The sequence below is a fragment of the Saccharopolyspora sp. NPDC002376 genome (assembly GCF_053593195.1).
In genome coordinates this window covers 1-18,815 of sequence record NZ_JBSFBZ010000077.1, presented here as the reverse complement: position 1 = coordinate 18,815, position 18,815 = coordinate 1, and the positions used below count along the sequence as shown (strand labels likewise).

Below are 18,815 nucleotides of genomic sequence, written 5' to 3'. Positions count from 1 at the left end.
GGGCCCTCCACCGGAGAACGAGAACGACAGAACCCAACGTACCCCGGCCGATGAGTTTCCAAATTTCCCTAAATTTGGACGCCCTCCTGCCCCCGACACGCCGTCAGATGCGGCCGGCGAGGCGTTCGGAGACCTCGTGGGCGGCGGCCTTCGTCGCTTCGGCGATCTCGGCGATCTTGTCCGCCAGGCGGTTGATGGGGCCCGCCACCGCGATCGCCGCCGTCACCTTGCCCTTGTCGAAGATCGGCGCTCCGACGCCGCTGCGGTCGGGGAGGGTTTCGCCGCTGTTGATCGCCACGCCCGCCTGCGCGACCTCTTCGAGCTGGCGCCGGATCTTGTCCTGCTGCACCGGATCCGACAGATGAGTGGTCAGATAACCTTCGCGGAACCGCTCGGTGCCGAAGGCGAGGATGCACTTGCCGGAACTCGTCGGGTGCAGCGGGCGTCGGGTGCGCAGCGGGGCGATGAAGCGGATCGGGTCGGTGGACTCGATCGTGTCGGTGTAGACGACCGAGTCCCCGACCAGCGTTGCCAGCATGATGGTTTCGTCGAACTGGCGGTGCAGCCGTTCCATCGCCGGGCGGGCGGCTTCGGCGATGGACGGCGGCGCAGCGGCCAGCAGCGAGTTGATCGCCGGGCCGATCCGGTACGCCCCGCTCTCCTCGCGCAGGTAGCCGGTAGCGACGAGGCCTTTGACCAGGCCGTGCACCGACGAACGTGGGGCGTCCAGCGCGGTTGCCAGTTCGGCCAGCCGCACTCCGGACCGGTGCGCCGCCGCCAGCTCGAGGATCGTGGTGACCCGCGAGACCGTGCGGTGCGCTTTTGCTGCTCCAGCTTCGGCAGGTGGCACGGTGATCCCCATCGTCGTCGATGACCACGTTTCGCCGACGAACCTACCGCCGCCGCTGCGCCCGAGTCCGTCAGGTCCGCTCGACGACCGGTTGCTCGGCCACCACGGCGAGCCGCTTGGCCTGGTCGAACATCGCGCCGATCCCGATGAACAAGGCCCCGGCGACGAACATCAGCGACACGGCCCAAGTGGCGTGTCCGGGCGTTGCCGAGACCAGGGCGAGCGCGGCCAGCGGCGCCAGACCACCGGAGAACGCGCCGCCGACCTCTCGGCCAGTGCCCAGACCGGACGCGCGGGTCTCGGTCGGGAATTGCTGGGCGAGGAACGCGCCCTGGGCGCTGAGCATCGCCGGCACCACGATGCCGGTGGCCAGCACCAGCGCCGTCCAGATCAGCACGCTCTGCCCGGAATCCAGCAGCCAGAAGAACGGGAAGGCCAGCGCAGCGGTGGCCACGGCACCCGTGATCACGACGTTCTTGGACCCCACCTTGTCGCAGATCCGGCCCGCGATCGGCACCGTGATGATGGCGACGGCGCTGGCCAGCGTGATGCCGAAGGAACCGACGTTGGCCGCCACGTCGCGGAACTGCGTCAGGTAGGACAGCGAGAAGGTCTTGAACACGTAGCTGACGCCGTTGTAGCCGATGGTGATCGCCAGGACCACCGACAGCCCGCGCCAGTCCGAGCGGATCAGCGAGCGCAGCGGCTGGGTCTTCTTCTTGGAGCTGGCTTCCCGTGCGGCCTTCTCGAACTCCGGGGTCTCCGGCATCTGCCGACGCACCCAGAAACCCAGTGCCACCAAGGCGAAACTCGCGATGAACGGGATGCGCCAACCCCAGCTGTAGAGGAACTCGTCGCTGGAGCTGGTGAGCACGGTGACCGTCAGCGAGGAGGCGAACAGTCCGATGTTGACGCCCAGCGCGGGCAGCGAACCGAGGCGTCCCCGCGACTTCTCGTCCGCGTGCTCGTAGGCGACCGCGATCGCGCTGCCCAGCTCGGCCCCGGCGCCCAGGCCTTGCAGCAGGCGCAGGACGACCAGCAGCAACGGCGCGGCGATGCCCACCGATTCATAGGTGGGCAGCAGGCCGATCAGGCCGGAGGAGATGCCCATCAGCAGGAAGGTCACCGACAGCACGATCTTGCGGCCGAACTTGTCGCCGAGCATCCCGAAGACGATGCCGCCGAAGGGCCGGGCGAGGAATCCGACGGCGAAGGTCGCCATCGCTCCCAGAGTGGCGGTGGTCGGGTCGCCGCCGGGGAAGAACAGCTTGCCGAAGACCAGCGCGGCCATCGACGCGTAGAGGTAGAAGTCGAACCACTCCAGGGCGGTGCCGATCACCACGGCGGGACCGACTGCCTTGCGGGAAGGCGGATTTGGAGGTGGCGGGGCAGCACTGTCAAGCGTCATCGCTCAAGTCCTATTCGCCGGAATCATCGCGCGACTGCGCTGGGAGCTCGCTCGGGAGCGGAATGAGGAGTTCGCATATACGAACTGTGTTTCGTAAGTGTGAATCTAAGAAGTGAACGGCGTCACTGTCAAGACGTCGCGACGGGTTGACAGGAGTGCTCACGGAGGACCATCTTGTTCTTATATCTGAGCTTTCGTTCGTAAATACGAACATCCGCGTTCGGGAGGACCACGCCATGCACTTCGAGCTGACCGCGGACCAGACGGACCTGCGGGCGGGTGCACGAGAACTGGCCCGCAGCTTCTCCGATGACTACTGGGCCGAGTGCGACGTGGCCAACCGGTTCCCGTGGGAGTTCTACAACGCCTTCGCTGAAGGCGGCTGGCTGGGCATCGCCATCCCCGAGCAGTACGGCGGCGGCGGGCTGGGAATCCTGGAAGCGGCGCTGCTGCTGGAAGAAGTCGCGGCCTCGGGCGCCGGGATGAACGGCTGCAGCACCATGCACCTGACCATCTTCGGCCTGAACACGATCGTCAAGCACGGCAGCGAACAACTGCGCCAGGAGGTCCTGCCCGCCGCGGCGAACGGATCGCTGCACGTGTGCTTCGGCGTCACCGAACCCGACGCGGGCACCGACACCACGCGGATCTCGACCTTCGCCGAGCGCGTCGATGGCGGCTACCGGGTCAACGGCCGCAAGGTGTGGATCACCAAGGCCGGCGACTCGCAGAAGATGGTGCTCATCGCGCGGACCACCCGACGCGAGGAGGTCGAGCGGGCCACCGACGGGATGTCGCTGTTCCTGATCGACATCGATCGCGAACACGTGCACCTGAGCCCGATCCCGAAGTTAGGCCGCAACGCCGTCTCGTCCTACGAAGTCGTCATCGACGACCTGTTCGTGCCGGAGAGCGCCCGGGTCGGTGAGGAGGGGCAGGGCTTCCGGTACCTGCTCGACGGGCTCAACCCGGAGCGGATCCTGCTGGCCCACGAAGCGCTCGGCATCGGCCGCGCAGCCCTGGATCGCGCGGTGCGCTACGCCAAGGAACGCGTCGTCTTCGACCGGCCGATCGGTCAGAACCAGGGTGTCGCGTTCCCGCTGGCGGAGGCTGCCACGCGGCTCGACGCTGCGGAGTTGATGGCCCGCAACGCGGCCTGGCGATACGACCAGGGTTTGTCCTGCGGTCGGGAGGCGAACATGGCCAAGTGGTTGTGCGCCGACGCCGGGTTCAAGGCCGCGGACCAGGCGATCCAAACCCATGGTGGCATGGGATACGCCCGCGAGTACCACGTGGAGCGCTACTTCCGCGAGTCCCGCATCCTGCGGCTGGCCCCGGTCAGTCAGGAGATGGTGCTCAACTACGTCTCCACCCACGTCCTCGGTCTGCCCAAGTCGTACTGATCCGAACGTCGAAGGTGAACGGTCAGCGGAAGTTTCGAGTGAACGGGATGGTCCATGAACGCACCTGAACCCACCGGCAGCCTGCAGGGCATCCGAGTTCTCGACCTGTCGCGGATCCTGGCCGGTCCGCTGTGCTCGCAGATGCTGGCCGACCACGGCGCCGAGGTGATCAAGGTCGAGCCGCCTGCCGGCGACGACACCCGCCGTTGGGGGCCGCCGTTCGTCACCGATTCCATGAGCTCGTACCACACCGGAGTCAACCGCAACAAGGACAACATCTGCCTGGATCTGACCACAGTGGACGGGCAGCGGCTGCTGGGCGAACTTCTGTCCGATGTGGACGTCGTGGTGGAGAACTTCAAGGCCGGCACGCTGGCCAAGTGGGGCTACTCCGACGAGATCATCGCTGAGCGCTTCCCCCGGCTGGTGCACTGCCGCATCACCGGATTCGGCACCGACGGGCCGATGGGCTCCACCCCGGGCTACGACGCGATCCTGCAGGCCTACGGCGGGCTGATGAGCGTCAACGGCGAGAAGTCCGGGCCGATGCTGCGGGTGGGAGTGCCCGTCGTCGACATGGTGACCGGCATCTACGCGTTCTCCGGTGTGCTGCTCGCGCTGCACGACCGGCACACCACCGGGCGCGGGCAGCTGGTGGACTGCACGCTGCTGGACACGGCGGTGTCGCTGCTGCACCCGCACTCCGCGTCCTGGCTGGCCTCGGGGAACATCCCGCAGCGCACCGGCTCGGCGCACCCGTCCATCGCCCCCTACGACACCTTCGACGCCGCGGACGGGGTGATCTTCATCAGCGGCGGCAACGACCGCCAGTTCCGCGGCATCGTCGAAGTCCTCGGGCTGACGGAGCTCGCCGACGACCCCCGGTTCACCACCAACGCCGACCGGGTCCACAACATGGCCGTGCTACGGGACATCCTCGCCGCGCCGATCAGCACCCGAACCCGCGCGGACCTCGCCCAGGCGCTGTTGGAGCGCGGCGTGCCGGCGACGCCGGTGCACGACGTCGGCGAAGCGCTCACCGACCCGCAGGTGCTGCACCGCGAGATGGTCGTGGAGCAGGACGGGTACCGGGGCACCGGAATTCCGATCAAGCTCGGCCGAACTCCGGGCAACGTCCGCACAGCTCCGCGAGAGCAGGGCGCCGACACCAGGCGAATCCTGACCACCCTGGGCTACACCGACGAGGAGGTCACGGCCCTCATCGAAGCCGACATCGCTCGGACGTGCTGAGCGGGGTTTCCCAATTTTAGGGAAATTTGGAAACCCCTGATCAGGTGCCGGAATGACAAATGTCAGCCGCGGCGGGTGGCTTTGCTTCACTGCCGGCTGCCGTCCCGAGCGACGAGCATCTCCGGGCATGGGATCTGTGCTTGAAGTGCGCGGGGTGCGGCACCGATACGGTGCGACCCGGGCGTTGGACGGGGTGGACCGCCGTTGGGGCGGGGGAGTGCATGGCGCTGCTCGGGCCGAACGGAGCGGGCAAGACGACCCTCGTCGAGCTCATCGTCGGATTGCTGCACGCGCAGGAGGGCACCGTTCGGATCGACGGTGGTGATCCGCGGAAACCGTTGGTGCGCAAGCGGTTGGGCGTGGTGCAGCAGTCGATCGGGTTCCCGAACGCGCTGAAGGTCGGCGAGCTGGTCACCGGAGCTGCGGTGCGGGGAGGATTCCCGCGCTCCGCAGCCGCTCTGGTGCTCGCCGAACTCGGGCTGACCGATCTGGTGCGACGGCGTGCCGCCAAGCTCTCCGGCGGGCAGCAGCAGAGGGTTCAGCTGGCGATGGCGCAGGTGCTGGCCGAACGTCGTGCTCGCGGGGCCGGGGTGCTGGTGACCACGCACCTGATCGAGGAGGCCGCCGCGGTCGCTGACCGGGTGGTCGTGCTGAACCGAGGCCGGGTGCTGGCCGCCGACAGCCCGGACGCACTGACCGCCCGGCTGTCCGACCGCACCGTGATCGCGCGAACCGCGCTGGACAGCGCCATGCTGGAGCGGATGCCCGGTGTCGTGTCGGTCGCGGGTGACGGCGACCTGGTCCGGCTGCGCACCCGCGAACCGGAAGCGCTGCTGCGCCACCTGCTCGCCGCCGACCCGACCTTGTCGGACCTGCGCGTCGAAGGTGCCGGGTTGGAAGAAGCTCTCATCGGACTGACCGAGGAGGTTACCGCATGAATACCAGGATCCTCGCCGTGGAAATCGCCGACGAGCTGCGCGGCATCTTCCGCGAACCGTCCGCGCTGTTCTTCTCCATCGTGATGCCGGTGGTCTTCTTCGCGCTGTTCGCGTTCCTCTACGGCGGCGTGCCGTCCGGCGCAGTGCCGACGGGCACGGCGATGCTGGCCACCTTCGGCACGTTCGCTGTCCTGTCGGTGGTGCTGACCAACCCGGGCATCGGCGTCGCATCGGACCGCGAACGCGGCTGGCTGCGCGCCAAGCAGGTCTCCTCGGTGCCGATCGGCGTGACGCTGACCGCCAAGGTGATGGCCGCGCTGCCTTACGCGATCGGTGTGCTGGCGGCGATCACCGCGACATCCGCGCTGCTCGGAACGCTGCAGATATCACCGGCCGCGCTGGTCCGGCTCTGGGCCGTCCTGGTGCTCGGGACGCTGCCGTTCGCCCTGCTGGGATTGGCGATCGGGTTCCAGGCGGGAACCAACGCCACCGCCGCGATCCTCAACGCGCTGCTGTTCCCGATGGCGGTGCTGTCCGGGCTGTGGGTGCCGCTGGCCGCGCTGCCCGAGATCTTCAGCCAAATCGCGCCGTTCCTGCCGGCCTACCACCTGGCCCAGCTGGCGATGGCTCAGTTGGACGGCAGTGCCGCCGCCGAGCACGCGTTGGTGCTGGTCGGCATGACCGCGGTGTCCGGAATGCTGGCTGCGGTGTCGTATCGTCGTGCTCGATCATGAGGACTCCCGGACTGCTGTCCCGTTGGGGACACCTGATCTACCTGGCGAACTTGCTGTGGTTGCCGGTGTTCTCGCCGACTGCGAACTGGGTGGACTGGACGCTGGTCGCGGTCGTGGTGGCCGTCTTCCTCCCGATGTACGCAGTAGCCTGGCGGCGGCCGGACCGCGCCCGCTGGACCTCGACCGTGCCGACGGTGCTGCTCGGCGCTCTCGTGACGCCGTTCAACTCCGGTGCGGCGGTGCTGTTCGTCTACGCCGCCGCGATCGCCGGGTTCACCGAGTCGCGCCGCGCCGCCCTGCGGTGGTTCATCGGGATGACGGCCCTGCTCAGTGCGTGCTCGGCGTACTCCACGGTGCCGCTGCCCTGGCGGATGTACGGGATGCTGCCGTCGCTGATCCTGCTGTGGCTGATCGGCTCGTTCCAGATCGAGTGGGCGGAGAGGGAACGCGCGCAGGCGGATCTGCGCTTGCGGAACGCGCGCGTCGAGCACCTGGCGACTCTCGCGGAACGGCAGCGCATCGCCCGTGACCTGCACGATCTGCTGGGGCAGAGCTTGACGGCGATCACCATGCGCGCTCAGCTGGTGAACGGACTCGTCGGCGTGGACGACGAGCGGGCGCGTGGGGAAGCTGCCGAGATCGAGCGCACCTCCCGGGCTGCGCTCACCGAGATCCGCGCGGTGGTGAGCGGTTGGCGGCAGGCCACCCTGGAAGGTGAGCTGGAGTCCGCGCGCAACACCCTGGCCAGCATGGGAGTCGAGGTGACCGTGCAGTGGGATGCTGCGGTGAGCATTGTGGACTCCACCGAGCACGAACTCGCCCTCGCGCTGCGCGAGGCCACCACGAACGTCGCCCGGCACGCCTCGGCGCGCACCTGCCACATCGGTCTGGAAATCGTCCAGGGCGAGCTGCGGCTGGTCATCGTTGATGACGGAGCGGGTGGGAAAGCACCGGAAGGCAACGGGTTGAGCGGTATGCGCGAGAGGATCAGCGCGTTGGGCGGAGAGGTTCGGCGCACCGGCACGGCGGGTACGACCGTGACCATCGCGGTGCCGGTGGAGGTGGCGGCGTAGTGGGCGAGCAGATCCGGGTCGTGCTGGCCGAGGACCAGACGATGGTGCTCAGCGCCTTCGCTGCGTTGCTGGACTTGCAACCCGACGTCGAGGTCGTGGCCACGGCAGGGCCGGCCCGACATCCTGCTGACCGACATCGAGATGCCGGAGCGCAGCGGCATCGACGTCGCAGCGGAACTCCAGCGCCGCGGCGACCCGGTGCGGGTCCTGATCGTCACCACCTTCGCCCGCAGCGGATATCTGCGGCGAGCCATGGAGATCGGCGTGGCCGGCTACGTCCTGAAGGATGCCCCGATCGCTGAGTTGGTCACGGCGCTGCGCCGCGTGCATGCGGGGGAGCGGGTGGTGGCGCCGGAGCTGGCGGTGGCGGCCTGGGGTCAGCCGGACCCGCTGACCGACCGGGAGCGGGAGATTCTGCGCGAAGTGGTCACCGGCGCGAGCAACGCCGACATCGCTGACCGCCTCCACCTCGCCGAGGGAACGGTCCGCAACTACCTCTCTACAGCAATGACGAAACTCGCTGCCCGCAACCGAATCGAAGCGGCCAACATCGCCCGAGACCAGGGCTGGCTCTGACGACGCCTCGCCCCTCCGAGGCCCCTCCCGCGGTGTCCCGACACGCCGACCACATGTCGACTTGCTTCGGGCCGGACGTGTGGAGGCCGGAGGTCCGGAGGCCTGAGGTGCGGAGGCCGGGTACGGCTGGGGCCGTCACCCGCGTGGGGTTACAGTTTCAATTGAAACTGTAAAATCCACGCAGGGAGAACCACAGTTTCAATTGAAACTGTGAATCGCCGGGCGCTCAAAATCGCTTGCACGGGTGATCTCTTCGTAGTCTGATGGCCACATGCGCAGAACTGGCGCGCTCGCGCTGATCATCGCTCTCACCGTTGGGACGTTCATGGGTGCACAGGACGTGCGCGAGGCCGAGGCAGCTCCGGCGCACGGCGTCGACCTCGACACCGTCACCATCCCGCAGTTGCAGGAGCGGATGGCCGACGGCTCGCTGACGTCGAGCGCGTTGACCAACGCGTACCTGCATCGGATCCGCACCATCGATCCGAAGATCAACTCGGTGCTGCGCACGAACCCGAAGGCGTTGGCGCAAGCAGCGGCCAGCGATGTCCGGCACCGGACCGGGCGGGTGCTCGGCCCGCTGGACGGAATCCCGGTGCTGCTCAAGGACAACGTGAACACCCGCGACATGCCGACCACCGCCGGCTCCCTGGCGCTGGCCGGTGCGCCGCCGGACGCCGACGCGACGCTGGTGACCCGGCTGCGGGATGCCGGCGCGGTGATCCTCGGCAAGACGAACCTCTCCGAGTGGGCCAACTTCCGCGCCGCCGCACCGACTTCCGGCTGGTCCGCAGTTGGCGGGCAGACCCGCAACCCGTACGTCCTCGACCGCAACCCCTGTGGTTCGTCAGCTGGTTCCGGCGCGGCGCTGGCCGCGTCGTTGGCGCAGGTGGCGATCGGTACCGAGACCGACGGTTCGATCGTGTGCCCGGCCGGGATGAACGGCGTCGTCGGGCACAAACCGAGCCTGGGCCTGGTCAGCCGCTCCGGCGTGGTGCCGATCTCGTCCGAGCAGGACACCGCCGGTCCCATGGCGCGCAACGTCATAGACGCCGCCCTGACCCTGGCCGTGCTGCAGGGGCAGGACCCGGCAGACCCGGCCACTTTCGCCGCCCCGCAGGTGACCGCGCAGGTCGGCGACCTGGCGGGCAAGCGCATCGGGCTGTGGCGGCTGCCGGAGCTCGGCCCGGAGGTCGACGCGGTGATGACGCGCGTGGAGGAGAAGTTCCGCGCGGCGGGCGCGGAAGTGGTCGAGGTGACCCCGCCCTACCAGGACCGGCTCGACGAACTGGAATTCCCCGCGCTGCTGAGCGAATTCCGCCGCGACATCGACGCCTACCTCGCCACCCGCGAAGGCCCGCAGAACCTCGCCGAACTCGTCGAGTTCAACCGGCAGCACCCCGAGGAGCAGACCTGCTTCGCCGGTCAGGAACTCTTCGAGCAGGCCCTCGCCGCACCGCCGACCACGGACCCGCAGTACCAGGCGATGCGCGCGGAGCTGACGGACCTGGCCAAGCGCTCGATCGACGAGACCATGGCCGAGCACCGCTTGGACGCGATCGCCTCGCCGACCAACCCGCCCGCTTGGACCACGGACTGCGCGCGCGGCGACGACGACGTCATCCCGTCCTCGACCCCGGCCGCGGTGGCGGGCTACCCGTCGACCTCGGTGCCCGCGGGATCCGTCGGCGAACTCCCGGTGGGCCTGCTGCTGATGGCCGGTGACCAGCAGGATTCCGCCCTGCTGTCCCTTGCGGCAGCGGCCGAGCGAGAACTCGCAGCCTGGCGGACGCCGAAGTTCCTCCCCACTCAGGATCGCTGACAGGCTGGGCACGGATTCTCCTGCTGTGCAGCCAAAACGGGGCCGCGCCGGTAACGTCGAGGCATGGCAGTCGATGGGGACCGCGCCGAGCGGTGGCGCGCTTACTGGGACCGGTCCGCGAGCGGCTACGACGAGCTGATGGGCCGCTTCGAGCGGTTCATGGCGCCGAGCAGCCGCGAGTGGGTGTGCTCCCGCGCGGAGGGCGAGGTACTGGAGGTCGCCATCGGCACTGGGCTCAACATCCCCGCCTACCGCAGTGACGTCCGGCTGACCGGCATCGAGTGGAGCCCGCGGATGCTGGACCTCGCGCGGCGGCGGGCGCGGGAGCTGGACGTGCCGGTCGACCTGCGCGAAGGAGACGCCCAGGAGCTGCCGTTCCCGGACGCCGCCTTCGACACCGTGGTGTGCACCTTCGGCCTGTGCGCGATCCCCGACGAGAAGCGGGCGATCGCTGAGATGGCACGCGTACTGCGACCAGGTGGGAAGCTCCTGCTGCTCGACCACGTGGCGAGTTCGTCGTGGCCGGCGCGCATCGTCCAGCGAGCAGCGGACCTGATCGCGGTGCCGCTCGGCGGTGAGCACTTCCGCCGTCGCCCGCTGCCGCTGGTCCGCGCCGCCGGCCTGGAGTTGGAGGAAACCGACCGCTTCAAACTGGGCATCATCGAACGCCTGTCAGCCCGGAAACCGGCCGCTTGACCTCAGTTCTCGGGCGTGAGGATCAGGCCTTGAGCTCCAAGGTGGTGTAGCTGACCCCGGCGGGGGTCAGCACGGGGATCTCCTTGCTGTTGCGGATGGTTCTCAGCTCAGGGCGTGGGTCAGCAGCTCGCGGATCTCGTCGGTGGCTGCTTCCAGCGGCGTCGTGGCCTTCTCCGCCCGGCACATGATCACCGCGCCTTCGACCGCGGCGATGATGAAAGCGGCCAGTCGCTCGCCTCGCGTCTCGGGGAGGCCGTGCCGGACGAACGACGCTGCCAGGGCCTGCGTCCACCGGGAGAAGACCGCGGCCGTCGAATCGACCAGTTGCGGGGCGTCGTCGTTGGTCTCCACGGCCACCGCCACGATGGGACAGCCGGCTCGGAAGTCGCTGTCCACGAGCCGTTCTCGCCACCACGCGAAGAAAGCATCCACTGTGGACATCGGGTCGTCCGCCTGCGCGCGGAGTCGATCATGTCGGTGATGAAATCGCCGGCGAGCGCGACGGTTTCGTCGATCAGCTGTGCTCGGCCGCCGGGGAAGTGGTGGTAGACCGACCTGCGGGGCGCGCCGCTGTGTGCGAGCACCCGGTCGATGCTCGTGGCGCTGGCCCCGTATTCGCACAGCATCGCGGACGTGCTGTGCAGCACGCTCGCGGCTGCCGCTCTTGCGCGGACTCATGCGATCACCGTCGTGACCAGGTAGAACACAGGCGCTTCCCGACGATCAACGCATTACCAACGGGTAACTTATGCTGGATGTCATAGTACGTGGAACGACCTGTCCCGAAAGCAGCAGCGCCCGCCCAGCGTTGTGCCGGACGGGCGCTGCTGCGTAGTTCCGGTCAGAAGTCGCGGAGGCTGCTGATCAGGGATGCGAGGGTGGCGATCTGGCCTGGGCACTCGCTCGGGATCACGTGCTCATCGCGGGCGTGCGGGCCGGAGCCGACCGCGCCGAGGCCGTCGAGGACCGGTTTCTCCAGCGCTGACACGAAGTTCGCGTCGCTCACGCCACCGACCGACGTGCCCTCCAGAACCCGGCCGTGCTCCTGCGCTGCCGCCTTGGCGTGCTCGAACAGCTTCTCCGAGAGCGGGTTCGGGTTCATCGGCGGGCGGTTCCACTCGCCGGTGAGCTCGACCCGGATGCGGTCGTCGGCCACGGCCAGCTCGCGGAAGCCCGCGTCGATGCGGGCCATCTCGGCCGGGTCCTGGATGCGGATGTCGATCTCGCAGGTCGCCCGGCCGGCCACCACGTTGCGACCGGTGCCGCCGTTGATCAGCCCGACGTTGATCGTGGTGCCGCGCTCTGGATCTGCGAGCCCGGTGATCGCCGGGATCAGCTCGGCGATGGCGTGGATGGCGCTGGCGCCCGCCTTCGGGTCGAGGCCGGCGTGCGACTCGACGCCCTGCACCGACAGGTCGAACAGACCCATGCCCTTGCGGCGGATCTTGGCCATGCCTTCGCGGCTCGCCTCCAGGACGAGCGTCGCGGTCACCTCGGTGCACGCCTGCTCGATGTGCTCGCGCGACGCGAGGCTGCCGATCTCTTCGTCGCCGGTGAGCAGGAACCGCACCGACGGGCGCGGGACGTCCAGCTCGCGCAGCAGGCGCAGCGCCCACACGCCGTGCACGATGCCTGCCTTCATGTCCAGGCAGCCGGGCGCGGTGATGCGGTCGCCGTCGACGGTGAAGGGCCAGTCCGCGAGCGTGCCGATCGGCCACACCGTGTCGTAGTGGCACAGCAGCAGGACGGTTCCGTCGGCCGTGCCGGGGTAGGTGACGTCGAGGATGTCGCCGCGATCGCCGCAGTCGTGGCGCTGCCGGGCAGTCGGTTCACCGAGACGTTCGGTGAGCCACTGCTCGATGTCGGCGAGCCCGGCATCCAGGGCCTGCTTGTCGCTGCTGGGGGTTTCGTGCTCCACCAGCCGCCGCAGGTCCGCGAGCACCTCCGGAAGCTCCTGCTCGGCCCGCGCCACCAGCTTCGTCGTCACAACTCACCTCTCAGAACCTTCGTCGCCCGGCGTGTCGTGCTGAGCGACAGTCTTGCCTGAAACTGCCAGGCCATTCCACGTGCAAGGGGAGTGCCAGTTTCAGTGCCTGTCTTTGATCATTGATTTTTGTCTTTGAAACGCCGTAGACGTTTAGCCCGCCCTCGGCGCTTGCACCGCCGCGGGTTCTCAGACGTCGCCTGGCGAGGACGGCCCAGCCGCCGTGCCTTGGCATACATAAGGCTGGGCACCCGCAGTCCAGGCGGCGTCTGAGGTTCCACTACCTGCACCGCTACGCAAAAAGAGTTCGGAGACAGTGTTTGTCAGCGCACCGGGGCGCCGGGGCCCAACGGGATGCCCAGGGCCCACCAGGCCATGAAGAACAGCGTCCAGGTGACAAGGATTGCGAAGGAGATCGGGAGCGTCATCGACATCAGGGTGCCGATTCCGGCTTCCTTGCGGTAGCGCTGCAGCAGTCCCAGCGCCATCGCGAAGTACGGGCTCATCGGGGTGATCAGGTTGGTCGCCGAGTCCGCGATCCGGTAGACGGCCTGCGTCGCCTCCGGGGTCACGTCGAGCAGCATCAGCATCGGTACCACGATCGGGCCGACCAGCGCCCACTGCGCCGAACCGCTGGTGATCACCAGGTTGATGCAGGTGACCAGCACGATCAGACCGAGGAACAGCACCAGCGGGTGCACGTTCGCCGACTGCAGCAGCGCTGCGCCGTGGATGGCGAGGACCTCGCCCATGTGGGTCCACTTGAAGAAGGCCAGGAACTGCGAGGCCGCGAAGAACAGCACCACCACCGGTGCCAGGTCGACCACGCCCTTGGCCATCGCGGCGGGGATCTCGCGGGCGGTGGAAAGGCTGCCGGTCGTGCGGCCGAACACCGCGCCGGTCAGCAGGAAGACAGCCCCGAGCAGGTAGGCGACGCCGGTGATGAGCGGCGAGTTGAGGATCCCGTCGTCCTCCCCGCGGAACGGTGAGCCGGACGGCACCAGTGCCACCACCAGCAGCGCCAGCACAGCCAGCAGGGTGAGACCGGAGTTGCGCAGGCCGCGTCGTTCGATCGCGCTGAGCTGCATCTCGCCCAGCTGCTCGTCCGGGCCGTCCCCGTCGGCGTTCATGTCCTCGGTGCGCTTGGTGAGCACGAACTCGGTGACCAGCGTGATCACCACGGCGAGGAAGAGCGCCGAGCCGATCGAGAAGAAGTAGTTGGCCAGTGGCGTGACCACGTAGTTCGGGTCGATGAAGTGGGCCGCCGAGGTGGTCAGCCCGGCCAGGATCGCGTCGGTCGGGGTGAGCAGCAGCGAGGCGTTGTACCCGGCGGAGATCGAGCCGAACGCGACCACCAGACCCAGGATCGGGCTGCGGCCGACGGCCTTGAACACCAGCGCACCCAGCGGGATCAGCACCACGTACGCGGCGTCGGAGGCGACGCTGCCGCTGATGCCGGCCAGCGCGACGACGAACGTCAGGTACTTCGCCGGCACGCGGGTGACGCTGCCGCGCAGCATCGCGTTGAGCATGCCGCTCTGCTCGGCGACCGAGACGCCCAGCATCACGGTGATGATCAGCGCCAGCGGCGGGAACTTCGCGAAGTTCTCCACCGCGTCGCCGAAGATCGTGGCCATCCCCTCGGCGGTCAGCAGGCTCTTGACCTCGATGGTCTTGCCGTCCACCGGGGACACCGCGGAAGCGCCGAGGGCGTTGAGCACCGCGCTGAGCGCGATCACCAGGAGCGCCATCAGCGTGAACAGCCAGAACGGGTGGGGCAGTTTGTTCCCGAAGCGTTCGACGCCGCGCAGGAAGCCCAGCAGCAGCGACATCGACCGGGTGGGGCGCGCATTCTCCGTGTTGGTCAACCGAGCTCCTAGAGATCCGATCCGGCCACCCTGGGCCGATGGCGGCCATTGAAATCGGACATGGAGCTATCTGTCAATAGTGAACCGTGAAGTGGTGCATCTATTCGATCCCGATGCCCTTGGTGGGCGTACTATCACTCGTTGTGGATGGCGACTTCGTGTTGGACGACCTCGACCTGGACCTGGTGTCCGCGTTGCAGGAGGCGCCGCGCGCGCCGATCAACGCGCTGGCCGATGCAGTGGGCAGTTCGCCGACCACGGTGGGGCGGCGGTTGCAGCGGCTGCACGCCGAGCAGGTGCTGCGGGTGATCGGCCAGCTGGACTGGACGCTGATCTCAGACACCCATCCCCGGCACGTCTGGATCACCACCGCGCCCGGCCAGCTGCAGGACGTCGCCCGCCAGGTCGCCGAAATCCCCGAAGCCCAGTACGTCGCGATGGCCACCGGGCGCGCCGACGTGTACTGCACCGTCCGGCCGTCGAGGCGGGATTCGGTGAAGGACCTGCTGACGCGACGTCTCCCGTCGGTGCCGGGCGTGGTGTCGACCCAGTCGGATCTGGTGCTCAAGCCGTTCGGCCGGGCCGAGGCCTGGCGCATCGATCGCCTCGACGACGACCAGCGCGCCGCTCTTGCGCCCTACCGGATCGAGGCGCAGGAAGTGGTTGCGCCGCAAGCGCTTTCCGATATCGAGTGGGAGGCGACCCGGCTGCTGCACGCCGATGCGCGGCTGACGTCTAGCGACCTGTCCCGGGCGCTGGGCGTCAGCCAGTCCACCGCGCACCGGCTGATCGCCGGGCTCCTGGAGCGGCAGGTCATCCGCCCCCGCGTGGAGGTGGAGCCGGGGTTGCTGGGTTTCCACCTCGAGGTGGCGCTGTCGTTGTCGACCGAGCCCGGCTCGACCGAGGAGGTCGGGCAAGCGCTGGGACGGCACCCATCCGCCCGCTACGTCTCGATGGTCGCGGGCAACGCGACGGTGATCCACCAGGGCGTGTTCCGCGGTGAGGAGCACCTCGCCGACTTCCTGTCCCACGACCTGGCCGCGCTGCCCGGCATCCGCTCGGTGGAGGTCTCGGTCGTGCTGGACGTCCTGCGCCGCTATTGGATCAATCGCTCCGGGTACCGGCTGGGCCGAGGCGGTTTCCCGCTCAACCCCCGCTGAGCGCTCATCGCGATGCTGAATCGCTTTGAACCACAACGGGATCTGGTGTTGTGATCGGGTGAGTTCAGCATCGCGATCTCCGCCGGGGTCGGTTACCGGGCTGGCCGGACCGATGGCCGGGGCTTGCGGAACGGGACGATGCTCCACCACGTCGCGCAGCGCCAGACCCACTCCATCGGGCCGTATTGGAAGCGGGCCAGCCACCAGCGGCTCCAGAGGATCTGGACCAGGGTGATCCCAGCGGCCAGCACGAAGAGCAGTCCCCACTCGGCGGATTCATACATGCCGAGCAGGTTGCCGAACGCGATGGTCAGCAGCGTCGCGGTGACGTAGTTCGTCAGCGCCATCTTCCCGAGCGGTTCGAGGATCGGGGACAGCGCTCGGCGGGCCGGGGTGCGCAGCAGCAGGAGCAGGCCGGTGGAGTAGGTGATCGCCATGAACAAACCGGCGGCCGCGGGCACCGAGCTGGTCCACGCCGTCTCCAGATCCATCGGCCACTGCATCGCCAGGAAAACGGCAGAGACGGCGGCGGAGAGCCCGAACACCGCGGCGATCTGCGCGCCGCGCTCGTGCAGCGTGGCGATGACCCCGGACTGCGCGAGCCCGAATCCGGTCAGCAGCAGGCCTGGGATCAGCAGCGTTCCGCCGATGCCGAGCGTGAGGACCGTGGTGATCATGGCAACGCTGATCGGGAGGTTGGCCCACCACGGCAGGAAGCTCATCGGCAGCAGCACGAGCAGCCCGAAGATCGCGTAGGGCAGCAGCGCTTCCCCTGGTTGCAGGAGCTGGTGCAGCGCACCGAAACCGGCGAGCACCAGCAGGCGGCGCAGGAGCACGACGCGAGGACGGGCCGTGCGCTGTCCCGCGCTGGCCAGGAAGATCGCGAACCCGACGCCGAACAGCAGCGAGAAGATGGGGAAGAACCGCTGCTGGACGAACAGGTCGAATGCATGCGGTACCGGCAGCTCCGCGAAGTCGACGGTCCTGGTCAGGTGCAGGATCGGTGGGATGTTGACCAGGAGGATCCCGCACAGCGCCAGGCCCCGGAGCGCATCGAGCTCGCCGATGCGCCGACTGCCGGAAGTGGTGGACAGCCGGACGGTGGGCGCCTCGGGCATGCGGGCCGTCGGTGCGTCGACCGGAGCGGGGGAGTTCGAGATCGGGTAGTTCACGCCATCGATTCTGGCCGGGCCGCACCGCTTTGCATCATGACTCATCGGCTCGGCGGCATCGGTCGATCGGCCGGGCTTCGGTACGCGCGGACTCGACCGATCGACCGAGACGATCTGGCTCATCGGCTCCTTTCCGCTACGTCTCGCGACGGCGTCCGAGTGCGCGTCGACAGGATCCTTTCGTTGCACTGACAGGGATTTCGCGCCGCTGGTGCGAAGTGGACTGCTCCGAGCTCCGAATATTGCACTTGGCAGCAATCGATCAGGGCGAGGTAGAGTAGCGGGCCACCGCGTCGATCATCGACACAGTGCGGAACCGCCGATCCGTCCGGGGAAACGGGCGGCGGTCGATCAGGAATGCCAAGTTCGATGGGGGTTTGTGACAGTGGGACGCCTTCGGTCCACGATCACCGGTTTGTTCGCTCGTTTATACCTCGCGCGCGCCCGCAAGAAGGGGCTGAGCTCGGTCCTGCCGGCGGCCGCGCTGATGCCGCTGCAGCGGACCGGACTCGATCCCGTCCCAGCGCTCGGCGCGATCCGCGAGCGGGAACCGATCAGCCGCCTGGACCTGCCGTTCGCGGCCAACGTCTGGCTGGTCACCGGCTACGACGAGGCGAAGGCGGTGCTGGGCGACGCGGGGAAGTTCAGCAACGACTTCACCAACCTCGTCGGATACGCGGGCGTTACCGCCGAGGACAACCCCGGTGGTCTCGGATTCACCGATCCACCGGCGCACACCCGGTTGCGGCGCCTGCTGACGCCGGAGTTCACCATGCGGCGGCTGGCCCGGTTGACCCCGGAGATCGAGGCGATCGTGCAGGAGCGGCTCGACGTGATGGCGGCCGCCGACCAGCCGGTCGACCTGGTGACCGAATTCGCGGTGCCGATCCCGTCGCTGGTGATCAGCGAGCTGCTCGGCGTTCCTTACGGCGACCGCGAGGAGTTCCAGCAGCTCAGCGTGGCGCGCTTCGACGTCTTCGACGGCGTGGGTGCGTCGCTGGGCGCGATGTCGCAGTCGCTGGACTACCTGCACGGCGTCGTGCGCAAGCAGCGCGAGGAACCGGGCGAGGGGTTGCTGGGCGCGCTGATCCGGGACCACGGCGACGAGGTCAGCGACCGGGAGCTGGCCGAACTCGCCGACGGTGTGCTCACCGGTGGTTTCGAGACCACGGCGAGCATGCTCGCGCTGGGCGCGTTGGTGCTGCTCGAGGACCGGGAACTGCTGGAGCGCGTCCGCGACGACGACGAGGTGGTGCCAGGTCTGGTCGAGGAGCTGCTGCGCTACCTCACCGTCGTGCAGGTGGCGTTCCCTCGATTCGCCCGCGAAGACGTGGAGATCGCCGGAGTCCGGATCGAGCGGGGCGACGTCGTGCTGTGCTCGTTGAGCGGTGCGGACCGGGATGCCGTGCTCGGGCAGGGAATGGAGGGTTTCGACGGCGATCGTCGACCGACGTCCCACCTGGCCTTCGGGCACGGCCTCCACCGCTGCATCGGTGCCGAGCTGGCCCGCATGGAGCTGCGCGCGGCCTACCCAGCACTGGTGCGCCGGTTCCCGGACATCCGGCTGGCGGTGCCCGCCGCGGAGCTGGAGTTCCGGAAGGCCTCGATCGTCTACGGCCTGGATTCCCTGCCCGTGCACGTCAAATGACCCGGTTCACAGGTGCAGCGCGGCCAGTTCGCGCGGACCGCGCCGACGTCGAGGTCATCGCGTTTCCGCAGGCAGGCGAGCAGGGAGTCCCGGAGTTCCTCGCCGAGGCGCTGTCCTCCGGAATCAAGCCAGGGAAGTGTCAGTTTTAGTACTGCAACGGCAGTTCAGGGGTAGCCGCGTTTTCGGTAGTGGCTGGTTCGGGCTTGGAGTTGGCGTTGTCGGCGCCAGTGTG

General features: G+C 68.4%; 15 protein-coding genes and 1 pseudogene. 10 read left to right on the top strand and 6 right to left on the bottom strand.

Going from position 1 to position 18,815, the window contains the following annotated elements; all coding sequences use genetic code 11:
- Positions 1–103: 103 nt before the first annotated feature.
- On the bottom strand, positions 104–862 hold the full coding sequence (locus ACWCO2_RS33225) for an IclR family transcriptional regulator (RefSeq protein ID WP_450131757.1): 759 nt from the start codon (positions 860–862) through the stop codon (positions 104–106).
- 58 nt (positions 863–920) lie between these two features.
- Positions 921–2,258, bottom strand: coding sequence for an MFS transporter (locus ACWCO2_RS33220; RefSeq protein ID WP_450131756.1), 1,338 nt, complete (start codon positions 2,256–2,258; stop codon positions 921–923).
- Positions 2,259–2,494: 236 nt separating this feature from the next.
- Between ACWCO2_RS33220 and ACWCO2_RS33215 the strand changes: the two genes are divergently transcribed.
- The 8 genes and pseudogenes from ACWCO2_RS33215 to ACWCO2_RS33180 all read left to right on the top strand — a co-directional run bounded on the left by ACWCO2_RS33215 (position 2,495) and on the right by ACWCO2_RS33180 (position 10,751).
- Positions 2,495–3,661, top strand: coding sequence for an acyl-CoA dehydrogenase family protein (locus ACWCO2_RS33215; protein WP_450131755.1), 1,167 nt, complete (start codon positions 2,495–2,497; stop codon positions 3,659–3,661).
- Between the two features lie 54 nt (positions 3,662–3,715).
- Positions 3,716–4,912 carry a CaiB/BaiF CoA transferase family protein gene (locus ACWCO2_RS33210; RefSeq protein WP_450131754.1) on the top strand — a complete coding sequence of 399 codons (1,197 nt, stop codon included), beginning with the start codon at positions 3,716–3,718 and terminating at the stop codon, positions 4,910–4,912.
- Positions 4,913–5,133: 221 nt separating this feature from the next.
- A complete protein-coding gene (locus tag ACWCO2_RS33205) occupies positions 5,134–5,850 on the top strand; it encodes an ATP-binding cassette domain-containing protein (RefSeq protein WP_450131753.1) in 717 nt (238 codons plus the stop codon).
- Positions 5,847–6,584, top strand: coding sequence for an ABC transporter permease (locus ACWCO2_RS33200; protein WP_450131752.1), 738 nt, complete (start codon positions 5,847–5,849; stop codon positions 6,582–6,584). The genes ACWCO2_RS33205 and ACWCO2_RS33200 overlap by 4 nt, the downstream gene beginning before the upstream one ends.
- On the top strand, positions 6,581–7,657 hold the full coding sequence (locus ACWCO2_RS33195) for a sensor histidine kinase (protein WP_450131751.1): 1,077 nt from the start codon (positions 6,581–6,583) through the stop codon (positions 7,655–7,657). The genes ACWCO2_RS33200 and ACWCO2_RS33195 overlap by 4 nt, the downstream gene beginning before the upstream one ends.
- 41 nt (positions 7,658–7,698) lie before the next feature.
- Positions 7,699–8,233, top strand: a pseudogene (locus tag ACWCO2_RS33190) (response regulator transcription factor).
- Between the two features lie 271 nt (positions 8,234–8,504).
- Positions 8,505–10,055, top strand: coding sequence for an amidase (locus tag ACWCO2_RS33185; RefSeq protein ID WP_450131750.1), 1,551 nt, complete (start codon positions 8,505–8,507; stop codon positions 10,053–10,055).
- A 63-nt stretch (positions 10,056–10,118) separates the two neighbouring features.
- Positions 10,119–10,751 carry a class I SAM-dependent methyltransferase gene (locus tag ACWCO2_RS33180; RefSeq protein WP_450131749.1) on the top strand — a complete coding sequence of 211 codons (633 nt, stop codon included), beginning with the start codon at positions 10,119–10,121 and terminating at the stop codon, positions 10,749–10,751.
- A gap of 102 nt (positions 10,752–10,853) precedes the next feature.
- Here the strand turns inward: ACWCO2_RS33180 and ACWCO2_RS33175 are convergent, their stop codons facing one another.
- The 3 genes from ACWCO2_RS33175 to ACWCO2_RS33165 all read right to left on the bottom strand — a co-directional run bounded on the left by ACWCO2_RS33175 (position 10,854) and on the right by ACWCO2_RS33165 (position 14,567).
- On the bottom strand, positions 10,854–11,192 hold the full coding sequence (locus ACWCO2_RS33175) for an LmrA/YxaF family transcription factor (protein WP_450131748.1): 339 nt from the start codon (positions 11,190–11,192) through the stop codon (positions 10,854–10,856).
- A gap of 400 nt (positions 11,193–11,592) precedes the next feature.
- Positions 11,593–12,738 (bottom strand): M20 family metallopeptidase, encoded by a 1,146-nt coding sequence (locus tag ACWCO2_RS33170; RefSeq protein ID WP_450131747.1) that lies wholly within the window; start codon positions 12,736–12,738, stop codon positions 11,593–11,595.
- A 320-nt stretch (positions 12,739–13,058) separates the two neighbouring features.
- The gene (locus ACWCO2_RS33165; protein ID WP_450131771.1) at positions 13,059–14,567 is read right to left on the bottom strand and encodes an AbgT family transporter; all 1,509 of its coding nucleotides are present in this window, start codon (positions 14,565–14,567) and stop codon (positions 13,059–13,061) included.
- Positions 14,568–14,746: 179 nt separating this feature from the next.
- Between ACWCO2_RS33165 and ACWCO2_RS33160 the strand changes: the two genes are divergently transcribed.
- The gene (locus ACWCO2_RS33160; RefSeq protein ID WP_450131746.1) at positions 14,747–15,763 is read left to right on the top strand and encodes an Lrp/AsnC family transcriptional regulator; all 1,017 of its coding nucleotides are present in this window, start codon (positions 14,747–14,749) and stop codon (positions 15,761–15,763) included.
- A 92-nt stretch (positions 15,764–15,855) separates the two neighbouring features.
- Here the strand turns inward: ACWCO2_RS33160 and ACWCO2_RS33155 are convergent, their stop codons facing one another.
- The gene (locus tag ACWCO2_RS33155; protein WP_450131745.1) at positions 15,856–16,935 is read right to left on the bottom strand and encodes a DUF418 domain-containing protein; all 1,080 of its coding nucleotides are present in this window, start codon (positions 16,933–16,935) and stop codon (positions 15,856–15,858) included.
- 385 nt (positions 16,936–17,320) lie between these two features.
- Here ACWCO2_RS33155 and ACWCO2_RS33150 point away from each other — a divergent pair, with 385 nt between their 5' ends.
- The gene (locus ACWCO2_RS33150) at positions 17,321–18,583 is read left to right on the top strand and encodes a cytochrome P450 (RefSeq protein WP_450131744.1); all 1,263 of its coding nucleotides are present in this window, start codon (positions 17,321–17,323) and stop codon (positions 18,581–18,583) included.
- Positions 18,584–18,815: the final 232 nt, after the last annotated feature.

Bases quoted from the DNA above. Each gene is read 5' to 3' on its own strand.
- ACWCO2_RS33225 (WP_450131757.1), bottom strand. From the start codon at position 862: ATGGGGATCACCGTGCCACCTGCCGAAGCTGGAGCAGCAAAAGCGCAC.
- ACWCO2_RS33220 (WP_450131756.1), bottom strand. From the start codon at position 2,258: ATGACGCTTGACAGTGCTGCCCCGCCACCTCCAAATCCGCCTTCCCGC.
- ACWCO2_RS33215 (WP_450131755.1), top strand. From the start codon at position 2,495: ATGCACTTCGAGCTGACCGCGGACCAGACGGACCTGCGGGCGGGTGCA.
- ACWCO2_RS33210 (WP_450131754.1), top strand. From the start codon at position 3,716: ATGAACGCACCTGAACCCACCGGCAGCCTGCAGGGCATCCGAGTTCTC.
- ACWCO2_RS33205 (WP_450131753.1), top strand. From the start codon at position 5,134: ATGGCGCTGCTCGGGCCGAACGGAGCGGGCAAGACGACCCTCGTCGAG.
- ACWCO2_RS33200 (WP_450131752.1), top strand. From the start codon at position 5,847: ATGAATACCAGGATCCTCGCCGTGGAAATCGCCGACGAGCTGCGCGGC.
- ACWCO2_RS33195 (WP_450131751.1), top strand. From the start codon at position 6,581: ATGAGGACTCCCGGACTGCTGTCCCGTTGGGGACACCTGATCTACCTG.
- ACWCO2_RS33185 (WP_450131750.1), top strand. From the start codon at position 8,505: ATGCGCAGAACTGGCGCGCTCGCGCTGATCATCGCTCTCACCGTTGGG.
- ACWCO2_RS33180 (WP_450131749.1), top strand. From the start codon at position 10,119: ATGGCAGTCGATGGGGACCGCGCCGAGCGGTGGCGCGCTTACTGGGAC.
- ACWCO2_RS33175 (WP_450131748.1), bottom strand. From the start codon at position 11,192: ATGTCCACAGTGGATGCTTTCTTCGCGTGGTGGCGAGAACGGCTCGTG.
- ACWCO2_RS33165 (WP_450131771.1), bottom strand. From the start codon at position 14,567: ATGTCGCTGCTGCTGGGCTTCCTGCGCGGCGTCGAACGCTTCGGGAAC.